Here is a 20057-nt window from a genome sequence, read left to right as displayed (position 1 = left end):
ATAATGATAATATAAGGAATGCTACGCATAAAAAAACTTGATATATTTGTATTAAAGAGCTTTTTGTTGCTCTTTGCGGGAACTTTTTTCATCTGTTTATTTATCTTCATGATGCAGTTTTTATGGAGATATGTAGATGAGTTGGTGGGGAAGGGATTGGAGATTAATGTACTTGCACAGTTTTTCTTTTATTCAGGATTAACCCTTATACCTTTGTCTCTTCCTCTTGCTATCCTGTTAGCTGCATTGATGACTTTTGGTAACTTTGGAGAACGTTATGAATTGCTTTCAATGAAAGCTGCGGGTATTCCCTTATTACGTATAATCCGTCCGGTTGTATTGTTTTGTGTGTTTTTGGGGGGAATGTCTTTTTTCTTCCAGAATATTATCGGTCCACGTGCTCAAAAGCAATTATGGACATTGTTGGTTTCCATGAAACAAAAATCACCGGAAGTTGATATTCCGGAAGGTGTTTTCTATAGTGATATCGATGGATATAATATTTATGTAAAGCATAAAGATCGTAAGACTGGTCTGCTGAAAGATATTTTGATTTATAATTTTTCAGATGGTTTTGAAAATGCCCATATCATTTGGGCAGCAGAAGGAAAACTGGAGTTGACAGCAGACAAACAACATCTGTTCCTGCATCTGTATAATGGTGAGCAGTTTGAAAATCTGAAGTCACAGTCTGTTATTTCTCGTAACGTACCTTATCGACGGGAAACTTTCAAGGAAAAGCATACATTGATTCAGTTTAGTTCGGAGTTTAATATGGTGGACGGAAGTTTTCTTGACCGTCGTTCGGATATTAAGAATATGCACGAAATATCTGTTGCTATAGACTCACTTACAACGCATGCCGACAGTGTAGGGCGTTCGATGTATAGCGATATTATGTCTACCACCTACCGGGGAGCTGTTCTGACTCCGGCAGATTCTGTAAAAATAAAAACCGAGAATATTGCTGTTATCAATACAGATAGTATTTACAATTCGATGACTTCACAGGAAAAGTTAAAGGTGCTGACAACAACAGAGAATCGGGTGAAGTCGTTGTCTACAGATTGGGATATGAAGAGTTTCCTTACCAAAGATACAGACAATAACATTCGCTCTCACCGTTCAGACTGGCATAAAAAGATAACTTTATCTTTGGCATGTATCATATTCTTCTTTATCGGAGCCCCTTTGGGAGCTATTATCCGAAAAGGAGGGCTTGGAATGCCGGTTGTTATTTCTGTATTGATCTTTGTCATCTATTATATTATCGACTCTGGAGCAACCCGTGTTGCAAAGAGTGGGGAAATGAATATCGTTTTAGGTACTTGGATGAGTACAATAGTCTTAGCCCCCTTGGGAGCATTTTTTACCTATAAGTCAAATAAAGACTCTGTTGTGTTTAACTTAGACGTTTATGCAGCTTTCTTCAGAAAGTTGTTAGGCATACGTCAGTCTAGACATATGTTTAAGAAAGAGGTTATTATTCATACGCCTGAGTATGCAAAGGATATTGAAATATTGGATGAGATAAGTAAAGACTGTCAGGCATATCTGGAAACTCATCGATTGAAAGGAATGCCTAATTACATTCAGATTTTTACTAATAACAAGCATGATGATGCAATAGCTGAAATTAGTAAAAAAATGGAAGCGCTTATTGAAGAGCTTTCAAATACTAAAGATGCTGTTTTGCTGAATCTGATGAACAATTATCCTTTCTTGTCGGTTAAAGCACATAAGAGCTTGTTCGATAACCGATGGCTGAATTTGCTGTTTGGTATTATTGTACCAGCCGGATTATTGCTTTATCTGAATATCTGGCGATACAGGCTTCGTCTGGAAAAGGACTTGAGAGTGATTATAAAAACCAACCAAAGTATAATAGAGCAAATAGAAAAACAACAATTATATTTACAAAAATAGCATTATGAATAAAATTAAATTAGATACCATTGAAGAAGCGATAGAAGATTTCCGTAAGGGTGAGTTCGTTATTGTCGTTGATGACGAAGATCGTGAAAATGAAGGTGATTTGATTATTGCTGCAGAGTTGATTACTCCGGAAAAAGTTAATTTCATGCTGAAGCATGCCAGAGGAGTACTTTGTGCACCTATTACTATTTCGCGTTGTAAGGAATTGGATTTGCCACATCAGGTTTCGAATAATACTTCTGTTTTAGGAACACCGTTTACCGTTACAGTCGATAAACTGGAAGGTTGTAGCACAGGAGTTTCGGCTGTCGATCGTGCTGCTACCATTCGTGCTCTTGCCGATCCTGCTTCTACACCAGAAACATTTGGACGTCCTGGACACATTAATCCGTTGTATGCACAAGATAAAGGAGTATTACGTCGTGCCGGACATACTGAAGCATGTATTGATATGGCAAAACTTGCCGGATTATATCCAGCAGGTGCTTTGATGGAAGTAATGAATGAAGATGGTACAATGGCCCGTCTTCCGGAACTTCGCAAAATGGCAGACGAATATGGCTTTAAACTTATTTCTATAGCCGATCTGATTGCTTACCGCTTAAAACAGGAGTCATTGGTAGAAAAAGGTGTAGAAGTAGATATGCCTACAGAGTTTGGACATTTCCGTCTTATACCGTTCCGTCAGAAAAGTAATGGATTGGAACATGTTGCTTTGATTAAAGGACAGTTCACTCCTGATGAACCTGTATTGGTACGTGTTCATTCTTCATGTGCAACCGGTGATATTTTCGGTTCATTGCGTTGTGATTGTGGCGACCAGCTTCATAAGGCTATGCAGATGATTGACCAGGAAGGAAAAGGAGCTGTTATCTATCTTATCCAAGAGGGTAGAGGTATCGGTTTGATGGAAAAGATGAAAGCATACAAGCTACAGGAAGAAGGCATGGATACTGTAGACGCTAATATTTGTCTGGGCCATCAGGCTGATGAACGCGATTACGGAGTTGGTGCTCAAATCTTGCGTGAAGTAGGTATTCATAAAATGCGTTTACTTACCAATAATCCGGTAAAACGTGTAGGACTTGAAGCTTATGGATTGGAAATTGTAGAAAATGTACCAATCGAGATAACTCCAAATCAATACAACGAGCGTTATCTCCATACTAAAAAAGACCGTATGGGTCATACCTTACATTTTAACAAGTAATTTTTATTATTATGGAAACAAATAATTTAGTAAAGACTTATGCCTCTAAGGCTGTGCAGTCTGCTTTAATGCGTAGTGTGTACACATGGATGACTCTTGCTTTGGTTATTACAGGATTCGTATCTATGTATGTAGCCAAATCGTATACACTTTTGTCTGTAATTATGCAGAACTCTATGGCTTTCTGGGGACTGATTATAGCAGAATTAGGACTAGTATGGTATTTGTCTGCCCGAATTAATAAGATGTCTTTTACTACTGCTACTGTCCTGTTTATCGTTTACTCTATATTGAATGGTGTGACATTGGCATTTATATTCTTGATTTATACCATGAGTTCCATTGCCACTACCTTCTTTGTTACTGCAGGCACATTTGGGGTGATGGCTCTTTTCGGATATGTTACGAAGAAAGATCTTACTCGTATCGGAAGTTTGTGTATCATGGGAGTAATAGGTATCATTATTGCTTCGGTAGTAAATATGTTTCTGCATAACTCGATGATGGACCTGATTATTTCCTGTATAGGAGTATTACTTTTTGTCGGGCTGACTGCTTACGATTCACAAAAGATCAAACAGTTGCTTACTGCAGATGATATAGAGGTAAATGAGACAACACAAAAGATTGCTTTAATGGGAGCGATGACTTTATACCTCGATTTTATCAACTTGTTTTTGTACCTGTTGCGCTTGCTCGGTGACAGAAAGTAAGATAAATTCTTTTTTATTTGAAAGAAAACGACTTATTTTGCATAAAATTTTGAACTAAATAAAACAAAGGCAATGAATCAACTATCAGATCGTTTGAATAGCTTGTCACCTTCGGCGACATTGGCTATGTCACAAAAAAGTAGTGAACTTAAAGCACAAGGTGTTGATGTTATTAATTTAAGTGTCGGTGAACCCGATTTCAATACTCCCGACCATATAAAAGAAGCTGCAAAGCAAGCAATCGATGAAAACTATTCACGTTACTCTCCTGTAGCCGGATATCCAGCTTTGCGTAATGCTATCGTTGCTAAACTGAAAAATGAGAACGGTTTGGAATATACTGCTGCTCAGATTAGTTGTGCAAACGGTGCAAAACAATCTGTTTGCAACACAATCATGGCTTTAATCAATAAAGGTGATGAAGTTATCGTGCCTGCTCCTTATTGGGTTAGCTATCCGGAAATGGTGAAGCTTGCCGAAGGAACTCCTGTTATTGTACGTGCTGGTATTGATCAAGATTTTAAAATTACTCCGGCACAGCTTGAGGCTGCTATTACTCCTAAAACTCGTGCGCTGATACTTTGTTCTCCTTCTAACCCGACTGGTTCTGTATATTCACAGGAAGAGCTGAAAGGATTGGCAGAAGTGCTGGCTAAACACGAACGTGTTATCGTTATTGCTGACGAAATTTATGAGCACATTAACTACATCGGCAAACATCAGAGCATTGCTCAGTTTGCAGAAATTAAAGACCGTGTAGTTATTGTAAACGGTGTGTCTAAAGCTTATGCTATGACGGGATGGCGTATTGGTTTCATTGCCGGACCAGAATGGATTGTAAAAGGTGTGAATAAATTGCAGGGACAATATACTTCAGGACCTTGCTCTGTTTCACAAAAAGCTGCTGAAGCTGCTTATACTGGAACACAGGCTCCGGTAGAAGAAATGCGTAAAGCTTTCGAACGTCGTCGTGACCTCATTGTGAAACTGGCAAAAGAAATTCCTGGATTCGAAGTAAACTTCCCTCAAGGTGCTTTCTATTTATTCCCGAAATGTGATTCATTCTTTGGAAAGAAAGACGGTGACCGTGTTATCAATAATGCTGACGACTTGGCAATGTATCTGTTGGAAGTAGGTCATGTAGCATGTGTAGGTGGTACTTCATTCGGTGCTCCTGAATGTATTCGTATGAGCTATGCTACTTCTGATGAAAATATCGTAGAAGCTATGCGTCGTATTAAAGAAACATTGGCTCGTTTGAAATAATTCTGGAATATTATTTCTGCTTATAAGTCCTCCGCTATCAGTGTGTCAAACATTGATAGCGGTTTTTTATTGTTTTCCTTTTTTAAATTCACTGGGAGATATGCCACAGCATCTTTTGAAGAATTTACAGAAAGCGGCCTGGTCAGAGAAAGAAAGTAGCTCTGCCACATTCTGTATCGAATGAGCCGGATTTTGCAGATAGGCTTTGGCTTCTATTAATAAATATTCATCTATAATCTGGCTGGCTGATTTTTCGTACATTCTTCTGGCCTTTGCAGAAAGTGCGTCAGACGAGACACACAATTGATTGGCATACCACTTCACGTCATGGTGAAACCGGCAGTTTGTACGTACCAGATGTAGAAAATGTGAAAGAATGTCACTCCATAAATGCTGCTCATCAGTAGTTTCATTCTTATATAGACTGAATACCGTATTCCATACTTCCAGCTGAAACATACGCAACATATTTTCCATAGCTTCATAGCGGAAATGATATTCAGGCTGCGTGATGATATTGGTCAGCATGTCTATAAAAAGATGTACTCTTTGTACAGCTTGTTCATTAAGAGAAACAAAAGGTCTGTGTGCGTATTGATAAATAAGTCCTACAAATTTAGAGCGTATGCTTTCCGATATCTTGACGAAAAAGCTTTGTTCCGTCATGATAAAGTATCCTTCAAAGTCTTTGCTGGTTTTCATATTACTCCACGGATGAATAAGTATGAAATCTATATGTGCAGGAGCATGAATTTCTATATAATCTCCATTAACTTTAAAACTTAGTTTTCCTTTCGCTAGAAAAAGAAAGGCAGGATGCGATTCTTCCAGCTGATTGGAGCACAATACATTTTCTCCTTTTAGTTTCAGAATTGCCATTTTATCGTTTGCAGCCAGTTCTTCTACCTGCTTTTTTAATATAGCTTCATTGTTTATCCATTGCGAAATAATACATTTTTTCATTTTGTGAACGTTTTTGAGCGCGATAAAAATACGGATATATTTCAATCGTAAAAAGGGCTTTTAAGTGTTTTATGTTTTGTAAACAGAAAAATTCCTAAACGTCGGTTTTGGGCAAGTATCTTTCGGTTTGGGACAAATATTTTACTGATACAGCCTTTTAACTTTACGCCGGATTTTAACTAAAAAAGAAAGGCAAAATGAATAGATTGTTTTTACCGATGAGTTTCGCCTCTTTCTCTTTGGCATTGCTTTTTACAGCATGCAGCCAACCGGCAGGCCAGCAGGGAGGAAGCGAATACAAGCTGATAACAGTAGAAAAAACAGACCGGACATTGACTAGCTCTTATACAGCCGTAATCAATGGAAGGCAGAGTGTAGAAATTCGTCCACAAGTAAGTGGAACCATTACAGACATTTGTGTAAACGAAGGTGCTAAGGTTACTAAAGGGCAAACCTTATTTATTATTGATCAGGTTCCTTATCAGTCGGCTTTACAGACAGCTTTAGCGAATGTGAAAAGTGCAGAAGCTGCTGTTGCTACAGCTCGCCTTACGGCAGAAAGCAAAGAAGAATTGTTCAGGGAACATGTCGTTTCCGATTTCGATCGACAGACAGCCCAGAATTCTTTGCTGGAAGCTGAGGCTACACTGGCACAGGCTAAGGCTGAAGAAATCAACGCGAGAAATAATCTTTCGTACACTGTCATAAAAAGTCCCGTTGATGGAGTGGCAAGTATGTCATCATATCGTGTGGGAGCATTAGTCAATTCTTCCATTACGACTCCGTTGCTGACTGTATCAGACGATGAGGAGATATATGTTTATTTCTCTATGACTGAACAGCAGATTTTATCACTGGCTCGACAATATGGCACAATGGATAAGGCACTTGAGGAAATGCCGGAAGTGGAGTTGCGTTTAAGTGATGGAGGTATGTATGCTCATAAAGGAAAGATTGATGCTATCAGTGGGACTACCGATACAGAAACCGGAGCAATTACTTTACGTGCAGTATTTCCGAATCCGGAAAGAATGTTGCGTAATGGAAGTACGGCGACCATCATCTTCCCTTATGTCAAGAAAAATGTTTTTGTCATTCCTCAGGAAGCAACATTCGAAATACAAGACAGAGTTTATGTATATAAAGTAAATAGTGAGGGCAAGGCTGAATCGGCACAGGTTACCGTATTCCCTTTGAATAACGGAAAGGAATATATTGTAGAAGACGGTTTGCAGCAGGGGGAAACAATTGTTGCAGAAGGAGCCGGACTGATTCAGGAAAATACACAGGTTGCTACTTCTCCGGTAGGCAGACAATAATGGAAGGAGGACTATTATGAAACTGAAAACATTTATTGATCGTCCCATCCTGTCATGTGTGATTTCTGTACTCATACTGATGCTGGGAATTATCGGGCTTACCAATTTGCCGATGGAACAATATCCGGATATTGCTCCGCCTACTATTACGGTTTCGGCAACTTACACCGGAGCCAATGCTGAAACTGTGCAGAAAAGTGTGATTGCTCCTTTGGAAGAGGCTATAAATGGTGTGGAGAACATGACATACATGACTTCTACTGCTACCAATAACGGTTCGGCTTCCATTACGGTTTACTTTTCGCAGGGAACCGATCCGGATATGGCAACCATTAATACGAAAAACCGTGTGTCGGAAGCAGAAGGAGTGTTGCCTGCCGAAGTTACCAAAATTGGTGTTACGGTAGAGAAACGCCAGAACAGTATGGTAAAGATTCTGGCTCTTTATAGCGAAGATGACAGTTATGACCAGAATTTTGTAAATAACTATTTCAAGATAAATGTTGAGCCTCGCTTGTCGCGTATCACAGGTGTAGGAAATGTCAATGTGATGGGTGGCGACTATGCTATGCGTATCTGGATGAATCCGCAGGTTATGGCGCAATACGGTTTGGTTCCCAGTGATGTGACAGCTTTGCTTGATGAGCAGAATATAGAAGCAGCTACGGGTACATTGGGTGAAGATTCTGAGAACACGTTTCAGTATACACTGAAGTATCGTGGGCGTTATGAAACGGAAGAAGAGTTCGGCAATATGGTTATCAAGGCACTTCCATCGGGAGAAGTTCTTCGTCTGAAAGATATAGCCCGGATTGAACTTGGTGCGCAGACGTATAGCTATAATAGCCAGATAGCCGGACATCCTGGAGCTACTTGTATGATTTCACAAACGGCAGGATCTAATGCCAACGAGATTGTGAAAGAGGTGGACAAACTGGTTGAAGAGATTTCGAAGGATTTGCCGAAAGGTCTGGTACTTACCGACCTGATGAGTACGAAAGACTTCCTTGACGCTTCTATACACGAAGTCGTAAAAACACTGGTGGAAGCCATTATCTTGGTTATCCTTGTGGTATATTTTTTCCTGCAAAGTGTACGTTCCACCATTATACCTTCTATATCTATTATCGTTTCACTGATAGGTACATTTGCGTTTCTCTATGTAGTCGGTTTCAGTTTGAACTTGCTTACCCTTTTTGCGCTGGTACTTGTTATCGGTACGGTGGTCGATGATGCTATAGTTGTGGTGGAAGCGGTCCAGGCAAAATTCGATGAAGGCTACCGTTCTCCGTATAAAGCTACTATTGCAGCCATGGATGGCATATCGGCAGCTATTGTCACCACTTCTTTGGTGTTTATGGCTGTGTTTATTCCTACCTCTTTTATGGGAGGAACCAGTGGAGTCTTCTACACCCAGTTCGGACTTACCATGGCGGTTGCTGTAGGTATTTCTGCTATTAATGCTCTGACTTTGAGCCCGGCTTTATGTGCTTTAATCATGACGCCTCATATGGATGAAACAACAGGTGAAAAACTCAGTTTTTCGAGCCGGTTCCATCAGGCTTTCGAAGCATCTTTTAATAGGTTGGTATTGAAATATAAAAATGGAGTTTCCTTTTTCTTGCATCGCAGATGGCTGGCATGGATTGCTCTGGCAGCAGCTTGTGTATTGCTGGTATTCTTTCTTCGTACAACCAAGACAGGACTTGTACCCGATGAGGATATGGGAACTGTATTCGTGAATGTGACCACACCTCCGGGAAGTAGCCTTGCCCAGACGAAAAAGGCTATGGAGCAGATAGATGAACGTATTCGTGAAATTCCTCAAATAAAGCTTTACAGTAATGTGAGCGGATATAGTATGATGGGAGGACAAGCTGCTTCGGGAGGTATGCTTATTATCAAGCTGAAGCATTGGGATGAGCGTACCAGACCGGAAGATAATATAAATGCAGTTCTTGCTCAGATTTATGCACGTACGGCAGATATAAAATCGGCTAAATTATTTGCATTTGCACAGCCTACTATTACGGGATATGGTATGGGAAGTGGTTTTGAACTTTATGTACAAGACCGTGCCGGAGGTGACGTAAACTCGTTGCAGAAATATTGTCAGGATTTTATTGCAGCTCTGAACCAGCGCCCTGAAATTTCTATGGCCTATACAACTTTCGATACCAAATTTCCTCAATATATGGTTGAGGTAGATGCGGCTAAATGTAAACGTGCAGGTATTACTGTTTCCGATGTGTTGGGAGTGCTTTCAGGTTTTATCGGAGGTAATTATTCCTCAAACCTGAACCGTTTCTCGAAACTTTATCGTGTAATGATACAGGCTGATAAAAATTACCGGCTTGACAAAGAGTCATTGAACAATATGTTTGTTCGTACAAGCAGTGGCGAGATGGCTCCTGTAGGACAGTTTTTAACCTTGACAAAAGTTTATGGAGCTGAAACTCTTACACGTTTCAATATGTATACCTCTATTCCGGTCAATGGTATGCCGGCAGAAGGATATAGTACGGGCGATGCCATCAATGCAATAGCGGAAGTTGCCGCTCAGACACTTCCTACTGGGTATGGCTATGAATTTAGTGGTATTACACGCGAGGAAACACAAAGCTCAAGCAATACGGTTATCATTTTTGTCATCTGTATTTTGTTTGTTTATCTGATTTTGTGTGCCTTATACGAAAGTATGTTTATTCCTATGGCAGTCATATTGTCTGTACCTTTTGGTCTGATGGGAAGTTTCTTGTTTGCGAAATGTTTCGGACTGGAGAATAATATTTATATGCAGACTGGTTTGATCATGCTTATTGGTTTGCTTTCAAAGACTGCTATTTTGCTTACTGAATATGCTTCTTCACGCCGCAGACAAGGAATGTCTATCGCACAGGCAGCAATTTCGGCAGCTGGTGTTCGTCTGCGTCCTATCCTGATGACTGCCCTGACTATGATTATAGGCTTATTCCCTCTGATTGTTGCATCAGGAGCCGGTGCTAACGGAAACCGTTCATTAGGAGTTGGTGCAGTGGGAGGTATGCTGGTCGGTACATTGGCTTTGCTCTTTGTTGTGCCGGTATTGTTTATGGTTTTTCAGGTAATTGAAGAACGGGTGATGCCAAAGCGCAGGATAGAAGACGACGATGAAGAGAGGTAATTCAGGACTAGTCATTTTTTAGAATTAATGAAATATGCAGAAAAAAGCTAATTATATATTGATGTCTATAGCAGCCGTTCTATTGTTTAGCGGCTGTGGCATCTATAACAAATATCGGCGTCCGGAAGTAAAGACAGATAATCTTTTCGGGGAAATGCCGGTAGAAACAGATACTTGTTCTTCTATTGCTGATTTGAAGTGGCACGAATTATTTACGGATACGTTGTTGCAGAAGCTTATAACTCGTGCGCTTGATGCTAATACTGATTTGAATGTAGCCAGACTGAAAGTACAGGAAGCACAAGCTTCTCTGACTGCGGCAAAACTGGCATATTTGCCTTCGGTGCAACTGAATCCGGAAGGTTCACTCAGCAAGGTGAAGGACGGGCAGACCAGCAAGACTTATACACTCGGAGCTTCGGCTAGTTGGGAAATTGACTTGTTTGGTAAGTTGACCAATGCGAAACGCAGTGAACTGGCTGTACTGGAACAAAGTCAGGCTTATCAGCAGGCTGTTCAGACGCAGCTGATAGCTACTGTTGCCGAAAGCTATTATACCTTATTAATGCTCGATGAGCAGATTAATATTACCACCGAAACGATAGAAAACTGGAAGGAATATATTCATAGTTTGCGGGTTCTGATGAAATCCGGGCAGGCAGACCGTGCGGCAGTCAGTCAGGCAGAAGCCTCCCGGCTTGGTGCAGAAGCGTCGTTACTCGACCTGAAACAGCAAATTGTCGAAATGGAGAACTCCCTTTGTTCTCTTTTGGCATGGCAGCCTGCCCATATCGAGCGCAGCTCACTGGATTGTCAGGTATTTCCTCAGGAGCTTTCTGTAGGAGTTCCTTTGGAGCTATTGTCACGTCGTCCTGATGTTATGCAGGCAGAAGCTGAACTGAAGCAGGCTTTTTATGGAGTTAATCAGGCCCGATCCGATTTTTATCCAAGCATAACCTTAAGTGGTTCGGCCGGATGGACAAATAATGCCGGAGCGACAATAACCAATCCCGGAACATGGCTTTTACAGGCTGTAGGTTCGCTGGTTCAGCCTATTTTCAATCGAGGTAAAAATATAGCCAATCTGAAAATATCCAAAGCTCAGCGTGAAGAAGCATTGCTACAGTTTCAGCAGTCATTACTTGATGCGGGAGGTGAAGTAAACAATGCATTGAATCAGTGGCAAAATGCCCGGAAAAAAGTAGTGCTGGATGGTCAGCAGGTAGAATATCTGTCGGTTGCTGTACATGATACTCGTTTGTTGATGGAACATGGCACAACGAATTATCTGGAGGTACTTACTGCACAGCAGTCGCTTCTGTCTTCGCGTTTGACGTTGGTTTCCGACAGAAACTCTGAGATTCAGAGTGTAATCAGCCTTTACCATGCTTTGGGAGGAGGCTCCGATAATTGAGTTTTTTTCGCAACATATTCATATTTTTTATTTTCCCACCTCGTTCGTGAGGAATAGGGTGGGATTCTTATATTAAAAACAATACAGAAATCATGAAAAAATATTTGCTGACAGCAGGCTGCGGTTTTGCTTTGTTGGTTGTATCGTCTTGTAATAAAGAAGAGATAGGAGCATATACTCCCATACCTAAGCTGCACTTAGGAGAACCTTTTACTTATAAATGTGACGTAAGCAATTATGTGCAGCTTGAATACGACTCACTGGGGCAGGCAGCTATCCTGAATTTTTATAAAGAAGAAATAACAGAGTTGGATGATGTACATTATGATGAACATACCTGTACGTTTTCCTTTCATAAAGGAGAAACGGCAAAATATAAAATCAGTTGGGATTATACTTCACGGTTAAATGTAATCCGTTTCTTATATGGTCAGAACGGTATGTGGTACCGGATGAACAATGATAAGAACGAATATATACTTACTGCCAATGATGGAATGACTGTACGTGTTGTAGCCTATCGTGCCAATTATGATTCCCTCAGCTTTACTATCAATAATTTTTGCATTGAGGAGTACAATGATTGATTAAATAAAGTGTTTTTCTCAATATAACTTCCCCTCCGTATCAGTCTACCCATAGCATGTCGCTCATGATGCCGTCGGAAATAAAAATGCCTTTTTCTGTGAGTTTCAAAACTCCTTCAGGCTGTTCCAGAGTACCTTGCTGTAAATGCGGGTAGGCCATACGGAGGCAATAATCGTACAGCTTGCTGCCAAATGTTTTTTTCAGCATGTCGAGATTCATCCCCCACATCGTACGTATGGTAGTAATTACAAAATCGTTATAGCGTGTATATAAATTCAGCTCTTCTATTTCAGAATAAGGCTCTCCCTCGTTTATATTGGTGATATATTCGTCTAAAGAGGATATATTCCATTGTCTTGATACGCCATTGTATGAGTGTGCAGAGGGACCACATCCTAAATACTTCTTTCCGGTCCAGTAACTTGAATTATGTCGTGAGTACATTCCCGGCAGACAAAAATTGGATATTTCGTAATGTTGGTATCCTTTTTCTTTCAGTTTATGAATGAGTAGTGTGAATAAGGATACGCTCAGTTCTTCATCAGCCTCTTCCATCCGATGCTGTTCACGCAATTTCCAAAGTGCAGTTCCTTCTTCATAAATCAGGTGATAAGCCGATATGTGTTCCGGTTTCATACGGATAGCCTGATTCAGATCTGATTCCCAGGTTTGCATGCTTTCTCCCGGCAGTCCATACATGAGGTCGATACTGATATTCTTAAATCCAGCTTTTCTGCACCGTTCGAAAGCATCAATAGCTTGTTGTGCAGTATGCCTCCTATGTAGCAGGCGTAAAATATCTTCTTGAAAAGTTTGGATACCCATACTCAGTCGGTTGAACGGAAACTCACGTAGCATACTGACGTAGGAACTTGTCAGGTCATCAGGATTTGCCTCAATGGTTATTTCTGCATTCGGCTGAATATCGTAGAGTCGGCCGAGTGTCTGAAAAATAAGCTCAAAATCTTTATATTCCAGTTGCGATGGAGTTCCTCCACCCAGATAGATTGTTTCTATTTTTTCACCTTCCAGATAGTTTTTTCTTTCTTCCAGTTCACGGCACAAAGCGTTGATATAACTGGATTTTTTTTCATTTTGGGTAGTAGAATAAAAGTCACAGTATATACAGCGACGTTTGCAAAAAGGGATATGAAGATAAATTCCTGCCATTTGTTTTTCTATTTTTCGGATCACTACTGTCCACTAAAAATGGACAAGGTTAAAAATTAAATAAATTCGGTTCACTTGAATCATATCGGTCTTTGACATTTTTGAAATTCGATTTGTCAAACAAGTCACTGAGATGTGTTTTGTCGGTCAGAGAGATTCCGAGTATTTGGAGAATTTCATAGACGCTACGTTCTAATTTCATATCGTGTTGGACTATTGCTACTAAGCAGTAAGTGATTATCGCACAATAGATTTGTATGCGTACAGCGTTTTCCGATGTTCCCCAGAACTTCTTAATCCTGAGGTGGTGTTTTATCCATTTGAAGAACAGTTCAACACTCCATCTGTTTCTATAAAGCGATGATATAAACTCTGCAGATGCGTCAAGATTATTTGTCAGGAAGATGTATCGTGTACCGTCTTCAGGATTTTCAATGATGAGTTTTCTAAGTTCCTCAGGGTAATCCTTAGAACTTTTATAAACCGTAAAGCATCCGATTACATCCGATACTACACCTTCTGGCAATCTTCGTTTCCAGGTTTTAGGCTTGATCCGTACATTTGTTTTGGCTCGTACAAGGAAGAAAGCACCTATACGATTTATTGTATTAAGGTTGCTGAAATCGTTATACCCTCGGTCGAATATATAATGCGCTCCTGATTCATATGGAATCTCAGGCATAGCCTTTGAATCGTGAATATTGGCAGGTGTAATATGCACAAATGCAGGTACTTCCGCTTCAATATCGTAGAGCGTATGCAACTTTATTCCGCCTTTATGTTTGCGAAATTTAGCCCATTCAAACACTGACAGGCACAGATCAATCGTTGTAGAGTCAAATGCATAAACATGACCGTCAAGTTCGAATATTTTATTGATTCTACGCTTGCGGGCCTCGGCAATCATGAATGTTGCGTACTCTTCGAAGATGCGGTAGTTACGTTGCTCATTAGCCTTACTAAGATTGCTCCGAGTTACAGACTTCCCGATTCCGAGATGGTAAAGTTTTCCAGCATGAGCTTCCATAGCCACAATCAAATCTCTAAGACTATCTCGATTGGATAGCTGACCGAACATCATCGTAAGCAGCTGATTCCAACAGGTATAGCTCTTGATATACTTATCGCCTTCATACTTTGTAACGATACGATTGAATTTACTTCGGTCAAGGAACTTAACTAATTGGGCAAAAATATATGGGTCTTTATGCATAACGGTCTGAAAATTACCACAAAAGTAAATTCAAATCCGTTCTCCCAAAAATCTCCTATAACAAATTGAATTTCAATAATTTCAAAGAACTTCTATGATTTTTTAGTGGACACTAATGTTTTCGGATACAAAAATAATGAAGAACTTATAAATATGAAAATATACCTCGTCACGTACGTGGTGAGCTCTTGTCACGTACGTGTGAATATCTCGTCACGAACGTGATAAGCTATAGTCACGAGCGTGATAAGGTAATTTGATGCTGTAATTCTTCTCTGAAAGCCATGATGGGTATCCGAAGTAAAACAGATTACAAAATGTCAGCAAAACAAACTTTTCTATATATATGTGAAAAATATTCAGAATAAGAATTGTTTATGTGTTAAAGTTATTTTATATTTGCATATAACACAAAAACTAATTCCTTTTTTCGGATAATATCTTAAATATTTAAAAATATGAATGGTCGTAAGTGGATGAATCTTTTAGCTGTACTGAGCGTGGGAGTCTTGCATGCGGAATCAGTTTTTGCCACAGTAAGTTCTACAGTCAAAAGTGTGGAAGTGCGACAGGCAAATCAGCAGAAAAATGTTGTGAAGGGAACGGTTACCGATGAAAGCGAACTTCCTGTACCTGGGCTTCGGTAGTAGTTGTAGGTACTACGGAAGGAACTGTAACCGATATGGACGGAGCTTATTCTCTTGCATTGCCGAGAAATAGAGCTGTGTTGCGATTTTCGTTTATAGGCTTGAAATCGGTTGAGTTCTAAATGTTGTTTTGAAATCAGATAATCAGGTGCTCGACGATGTGGTTGTCATCGGTTACGGAAGCAAGAACCGTAAAAGCCTGACAAGTTCTATTTCGTCTGTCAAGAAAGACGATTTGAATAAACTGTCGGAAACATCATCTACAGTTCAAGATATGCTTGGCGGAACGATAAAAGGTGTGCTGGTGACACAAAACAGCGGTGAACCCGGTGAGACGATGACGGTCAATGTACGTGGTATTACTTCCCCTTATCCGATTTCTACCTCGCTTACGGCAAATAACGCTCCGCTTTATGTAATAGACGGTGTGCCGATGTTTGTCGACAGTAATGCACTGAATCCACTTATGAATATTGCACCGAATGACATTGAAAGCATTGATATACTGAAGGATGCTTCGGCTACGGCTATTTATGGTTCGCGTGGAGCAAATGGTGTAATTATAGTGACTACCAAGAATGGACGGAAAGGAGAGAAGGCTACTGTGGAAGCCGGATATACATTGAGCATTGCAAATCCGGTAAAGGTCTTTGAACCGTTGAACAATCAGGAATTCCGTTCGTTGCAGGAAGAAATTTTGCGTAACACGATGGATGCGTACAATTATGATATGGCGAATTTTACCATGACTACGCAGTATAGCATGATGTACGATCCGACAATCTTGATGGCTTACGGTAATTTTGAAGTCGACTGGAATACGTTGATGTATACTAAATTCCTGGGACTGAACGAAAGCGCATTTGGTAAGGAAAATATTAATTGGGAAGATGAAACAAGAAATAAAAATGCAATAACCAATCAGTATAATGTTTCTGTTCGTGGCGGATCTGAAAAAACAGATTATTCGTTTGCTTTCAATGCCATCGATCAGGAAGGTTTATACAAAAATGACAATCTTGAAACTTATAGCGGACGTTTGTCTGTCAATACCGACATAACCAAACGCATACGTATGGGAGCTTTGCTTGGCTATTCTTACTCAAAGCGTACTAGTCCTAGTCAGGAAAGTATCATGGCTCCTGATACACATCCGTGGCTGGTTCGTCCGGATTTGCCCGTCTATGATGAGAATGGTGATTATACCCGACTGGATAAAGGATCGTTGTATTTTATGCCGTCAGGGTATGTAAGTGGCCCGAATCCGGTTGCTTTGCTGAACCGTAAAGCAAAATATGAAAGCGACCAGTTTATGGGAAATGTTTATGTCGACATAGAGCTGCTGCGTAACCTGAAGTTCCATTCCGATTTTACGCTGGCTTCTTATAATTATGACAATAGTTATTTTTCGCCCAGTTATTTGCAGGAAATTTGGGTAGGAAGTCCTTATTATGCTCAGCTTACCACAAACAACTCGAAGTATGCCAGTACATCGATAAATTTCCGTTTAGATTATAACTATCATACAGGCAAACACTTATTTGGTGCAATGGCTGGATATGGAGCCGACCGTTCACGCAGTACTGGTGGAACAAATATGTATCAGGGCTTCCCGAATGATGATAATTTGGATAATGTGGGTTCAGCACAGTCTGTATTGATGTATTCCGACTACGTTGCAAAGAGTGGTTTGAACTCTGTATATGGACGTCTGTCGTACGATTACGACTCACGTTATCTGCTGGAAGTGAGTATGCGTGCCGATGCTTCATCTAAATTCGGTCCGGGAAACCAGTGGGGAGTCTTTCCGGCAGTTTCTACCGGATGGGTAATAAACCGTGAAGCTTTTATGGAAAAGGCATCCTGGATAGATAACCTGAAGATGCGTTTAAGCTGGGGACAGACCGGATCTACGAATGTTTCCGATTTTTCATTCCGCCAGTTCTATACATCCAGCCAGTATGGAGAAAGTTCGTCTGTCAAGTTGCAGGATTTACTTCCTAACCGTGGTATCCATTGGGAAAAGACAAATGAAGTGAATTTTGGTCTGGATTTCTCTTTCTTTGGCGACCGCTTGTACGGAAGTTTGGATGCATATTATCGTTATACCGATGGTGCACTGGCTCCTGCTCCTCATATACTGGAATCCGGAATGTCGAATTATTACGATAATATAATCGATATGTCAAACCGTGGAGTGGAAGTTTCGCTAGGTGGTTATCCTGTTCGTGGTAAGGATTTTGCCTGGAATACGGATTTGAATATTTCGGTAAACCGTAACCGTATAGAGTCGCTGAACAATGCACAGATCAATTCGTACATGCAGGATGCTTTTATTGTGGGAAAACCGGCAGGAACAGTGAAAGGTTATATAGTTGACCATATTGTTCAAAATATGGATGAAGTGAATGAACTGAATGCAAAGGCTGTAGAAAAAGGTTTTGCTGAGTATCAGTCTGGTATCGGTGTTGGAGATTTTCTGATGAAAGACACTGACGGAAATGGTACGATTACATCCGACGACCGTCAAGTCATAGCAACTCCTGAACCTAAATTCTTCGGAGGATGGACCAATACGTTTACTTATAAGAATCTTTCTTTGTCTTTCCTTATGCAGTTCTCTTGTGGAGGAGAAGCTGTATATAGTAACTTAGGAGAGGAAATCAGCGGCGTTTTGGGACAAAGCGTTGGCAGAGAGCTTTACGGAAACACCTGGACACCGGAACGTACGAATGCTAAGTATGCACGTCTGGTTGCAGGTACAATGAGTTATAATTATATGGCGAACGACCGTTTTGTTTTTGATACATCTTATTTGAGAATGAAGAATATTACGCTGTCGTATTCATTGCCTAAGGCATGGATAAATAAATTGTATTTAAGTAATGCTTCACTCTTTGTGACGGCTACCAATTTATTTACGATTACTCAATGGCCTGGACTTGATCCGGAAACTGTTGCTACTGGCATTACAAGTATGGGAACTAACAACGACCCTTATCCGTTGAGCCGTTCCTTCTCACTGGGAGTTAAGTTACAATTCTAAAAAAAAGACTATTTATGAAACTGAATATAAAATCTTGTTTAGTGGCAGGCATGTTTTCTCTGACAATGGCTTCGTGCAGCCTGCTGGGACCTATTGATGATATCCATCCCGAAAATGTGTTGGATGATGAAACTGTCATAACCGATGCCCGTTCGGCCGAAATAGCAGTAAATGGTATCTATGAAGGCTGGAGAGCGAAAAGTTCTATTTACAATGCATTGTTTTTGCGTACCGGAGTTATGCAAAGCTCGAGTGTAAGTGGTGCCAGAAGCTTTTTGACTGGAGATATACAGGATGACAATGTAATTGTGGAAGAAACTTATATCTTCTTGTATTACATAATCAATCAGGCAAATTCGGTGCTGGCGGCTTTGGATAAGGATATAAAAGGACGTTCTGAAGAAGAAAATCTGAATTATCAGAGAGAAGCGAAGTTCAACCGGGCGATGGCAAACTTTATGCTGCTACGTTTGTATGGTGAATTTTGTAACATGGACTCTCAGTATGGTATCGTGCTTCATGACGCTCCTGTGCGTGACAATACCCCGAAAGCGAGAGCGACTGTCCGCCAGTGTTACACATCTATTCTTGATGATCTTAAAGAGGCTGAAGTGTTACCGGTAAAACATTCTTCTTTGGGAACAGTAGCCATGTATTATGGAAATTATCTGTCGGCAAAGGCTTTGAAGGCAAAGGTCTTATTGTCTATGGGTAATTTTGATGAGGCATATAAACTGGCCGATGAGGTTATAACAAAAGGGGCTGATGAGGGTATTATGCTTGAGCCTGTATATGGTGATATTTTTAGCAGCTTCCAAAGTACGGATTTATTGTTTTATCCATATACGATGAACAATCAGCAGACTGTAGCTGGATACCGTTACGACTGGAGTGCCGGAGCAGGAAACACCTTGAGAAAAATAGCAGCTCTATATCCGGAAGATAAACGTTATGCCTGGGCTTTTGATGCAGAGAATATGATTTCATCGTATCGTATGAATAAGTATCAGATGAATGATAATGTGGATAAAGTTCCGGGAAACTCTTTATATATGCTTCGCCTGTCGGAGATGTACTTGGTGAAGGCTGAGGCTGCGATACGTAAACCGGCTCCTGATTTTACTGCTGCTCGTGAAGCATTGCGTCCGATAACCGATCGTGCAGGATTTGCTGCGGACTTTGTTGATAATGTAGCCGACAAAGATATGCTGATGACAGTCTTTTATCAGAAATATCTGGAGCTGTTCGGTGAAAATTTTGAAGATTGGTTCGACATGATACGTTATAACAAACTGGACGGAACTGATTGGGTTGCATTGGGATATGTTAATTCATGGACCAGACTGGCTCTCCCTATTCCTCGTTCAGCTATTGCTGGAAATGATTTATTAGTTCAAAATCCTTAAATGA

15 protein-coding genes are annotated in these 20057 nt (G+C 40.4%); 12 read left to right on the top strand and 3 right to left on the bottom strand.

The annotated features are described in order from the left end of the window. Positions 1–18: 18 nt before the first annotated feature. From ACDG22_RS14690 to ACDG22_RS14675, 4 genes are all read left to right on the top strand, one after another. A complete protein-coding gene (locus tag ACDG22_RS14690) occupies positions 19–1926 on the top strand; it encodes an LptF/LptG family permease (RefSeq protein WP_270230992.1) in 1908 nt (635 codons plus the stop codon). Positions 1927–1930: 4 nt separating this feature from the next. After that, complete coding sequence (locus ACDG22_RS14685; RefSeq protein WP_007567088.1) at positions 1931–3145, top strand: bifunctional 3,4-dihydroxy-2-butanone-4-phosphate synthase/GTP cyclohydrolase II; 1215 nt, start codon at positions 1931–1933, stop codon at positions 3143–3145. A gap of 11 nt (positions 3146–3156) precedes the next feature. Further along, positions 3157–3858: a Bax inhibitor-1/YccA family protein gene (locus ACDG22_RS14680; RefSeq protein ID WP_007567087.1), complete on the top strand. Its 702-nt coding sequence runs from the start codon at positions 3157–3159 to the stop codon at positions 3856–3858. A gap of 72 nt (positions 3859–3930) precedes the next feature. Next, positions 3931–5124, top strand: a complete 1194-nt coding sequence (locus ACDG22_RS14675) for a pyridoxal phosphate-dependent aminotransferase (RefSeq protein ID WP_022124836.1) — start codon at positions 3931–3933, stop codon at positions 5122–5124. 66 nt (positions 5125–5190) lie between these two features. On the opposite strand, the gene ACDG22_RS14670 is transcribed toward ACDG22_RS14675, so the two are convergent. Continuing rightward, positions 5191–6087, bottom strand: coding sequence for a helix-turn-helix domain-containing protein (locus tag ACDG22_RS14670; protein ID WP_204482913.1), 897 nt, complete (start codon positions 6085–6087; stop codon positions 5191–5193). 197 nt (positions 6088–6284) lie between these two features. Here ACDG22_RS14670 and ACDG22_RS14665 point away from each other — a divergent pair, with 197 nt between their 5' ends. The 4 genes from ACDG22_RS14665 (at position 6285) to ACDG22_RS14650 (ending at position 12570) form a co-directional block, all read left to right on the top strand. Next, a complete protein-coding gene (locus ACDG22_RS14665) occupies positions 6285–7406 on the top strand; it encodes an efflux RND transporter periplasmic adaptor subunit (RefSeq protein WP_370858947.1) in 1122 nt (373 codons plus the stop codon). Between the two features lie 16 nt (positions 7407–7422). Then, on the top strand, positions 7423–10569 hold the full coding sequence (locus ACDG22_RS14660) for an efflux RND transporter permease subunit (protein ID WP_370858946.1): 3147 nt from the start codon (positions 7423–7425) through the stop codon (positions 10567–10569). A 34-nt stretch (positions 10570–10603) separates the two neighbouring features. Next, positions 10604–11983 (top strand): TolC family protein, encoded by a 1380-nt coding sequence (locus ACDG22_RS14655; RefSeq protein WP_022124840.1) that lies wholly within the window; start codon positions 10604–10606, stop codon positions 11981–11983. Positions 11984–12075: 92 nt separating this feature from the next. Then, the gene (locus ACDG22_RS14650) at positions 12076–12570 is read left to right on the top strand and encodes a hypothetical protein (RefSeq protein ID WP_007567082.1); all 495 of its coding nucleotides are present in this window, start codon (positions 12076–12078) and stop codon (positions 12568–12570) included. A 40-nt stretch (positions 12571–12610) separates the two neighbouring features. Here the strand turns inward: ACDG22_RS14650 and hemW are convergent, their stop codons facing one another. Further along, positions 12611–13741, bottom strand: coding sequence for a radical SAM family heme chaperone HemW (hemW, locus tag ACDG22_RS14645; RefSeq protein WP_040311846.1), 1131 nt, complete (start codon positions 13739–13741; stop codon positions 12611–12613). A gap of 49 nt (positions 13742–13790) precedes the next feature. Further along, on the bottom strand, positions 13791–14954 hold the full coding sequence (locus ACDG22_RS14640; RefSeq protein ID WP_227994611.1) for an IS4 family transposase: 1164 nt from the start codon (positions 14952–14954) through the stop codon (positions 13791–13793). A 458-nt stretch (positions 14955–15412) separates the two neighbouring features. Here ACDG22_RS14640 and ACDG22_RS14635 point away from each other — a divergent pair, with 458 nt between their 5' ends. From ACDG22_RS14635 to ACDG22_RS14620, 4 genes are read left to right on the top strand one after another with little or no spacing between them, the layout of a single operon-like run. Next, positions 15413–15601, top strand: coding sequence for a hypothetical protein (locus ACDG22_RS14635; protein ID WP_007567075.1), 189 nt, complete (start codon positions 15413–15415; stop codon positions 15599–15601). 35 nt (positions 15602–15636) lie between these two features. After that, positions 15637–15723: a peptidase associated/transthyretin-like domain-containing protein gene (locus tag ACDG22_RS14630; RefSeq protein WP_083779548.1), complete on the top strand. Its 87-nt coding sequence runs from the start codon at positions 15637–15639 to the stop codon at positions 15721–15723. A gap of 8 nt (positions 15724–15731) precedes the next feature. Beyond that, positions 15732–18647 carry a SusC/RagA family TonB-linked outer membrane protein gene (locus ACDG22_RS14625; RefSeq protein WP_370858945.1) on the top strand — a complete coding sequence of 972 codons (2916 nt, stop codon included), beginning with the start codon at positions 15732–15734 and terminating at the stop codon, positions 18645–18647. A 14-nt stretch (positions 18648–18661) separates the two neighbouring features. Next, a complete protein-coding gene (locus ACDG22_RS14620; RefSeq protein ID WP_007567071.1) occupies positions 18662–20053 on the top strand; it encodes a RagB/SusD family nutrient uptake outer membrane protein in 1392 nt (463 codons plus the stop codon). Positions 20054–20057: the final 4 nt, after the last annotated feature.

The sequence above is a fragment of the Phocaeicola coprocola genome, from assembly GCF_041333015.1.
Taxonomy (GTDB): domain Bacteria; phylum Bacteroidota; class Bacteroidia; order Bacteroidales; family Bacteroidaceae; genus Phocaeicola; species Phocaeicola coprocola.
This window is presented reverse-complemented; position numbering and strand designations above follow the sequence as displayed.